The sequence below is a fragment of the Streptomyces sp. PU-14G genome (genome assembly GCF_041028275.1).
In the GTDB taxonomy this organism is placed as follows: domain Bacteria; phylum Actinomycetota; class Actinomycetes; order Streptomycetales; family Streptomycetaceae; genus Streptomyces.
In genome coordinates, this window is the sequence record NZ_JASKYT010000764.1 from 1 (window position 1) to 835 (window position 835).

The following is an 835-nucleotide window of genomic DNA, read 5'->3' on the forward strand; positions in this document are numbered from 1 at the left end:
GTGTGGAGGGAACGCGGGGAAGTGAAACATCTCAGTACCCGTAGGAAGAGAAAACAAGCGTGATTCCGGGAGTAGTGGTGAGCGAAACCGGAGGAGGCTAAACCGTATGTGTGTGAGACCCGGCAGGGGTTGCGCATGCGGGGTTGTGGGATTCCATTTCAATGGTCTGCCGGCTGTTGGACGAGTGAGAAACCGTATGGGTAGGCGAAGGGCATGCGAAAGGCCCGGCGTAGAGGGTAAGACCCCCGTAGCTGAAATCTGTACGGCTCGTTTATGGAACACCCAAGTAGCATGGGGCCCGAGAAATCCTGTGTGAATCTGGCGGGACCACCCGTTAAGCCTAAATATTCCCTGGTGACCGATAGCGGATAGTACCGTGAGGGAATGGTGAAAAGTACCGCGGGAGCGGAGTGAAAGAGTACCTGAAACCGTGTGCCTACAAGCCGTGGGAGCGTCGCATCACATGCTTGCATGTGGTGTCGTGACTGCGTGCCTTTTGAAGAATGAGCCTGCGAGTTTGCGGCATGTTGCGAGGTTAACCCGTGTGGGGGAGCCGTAGCGAAAGCGAGTCCGAAGAGGGCGTTTGAGTAGCGTGTTCAAGACCCGAAGCGGAGTGATCTAGCCATGGGCAGGGTGAAGCGGAGGTAAGACTTCGTGGAGGCCCGAACCCACCAGGGTTGAAAAGCGAGTCCGAAGAGGGCGTTTGAGTAGCGTGTTCAAGACCCGAAGCGGAGTGATCTAGCCATGGGCAGGGTGAAGCGGAGGTAAGACTTCGCGGAGGCCCGAACCCACCAGGGTTGAAAACCTGGGGGATGACCTGTGGTTAGGGGTGAAA

Annotated in this window: 1 rRNA gene; it reads left to right on the forward strand. The window is 56.9% G+C overall.

The window, feature by feature from the left end:
* Positions 1-835 (forward strand): 23S ribosomal RNA (locus AB8Z75_RS35210); the annotation flags it as partial.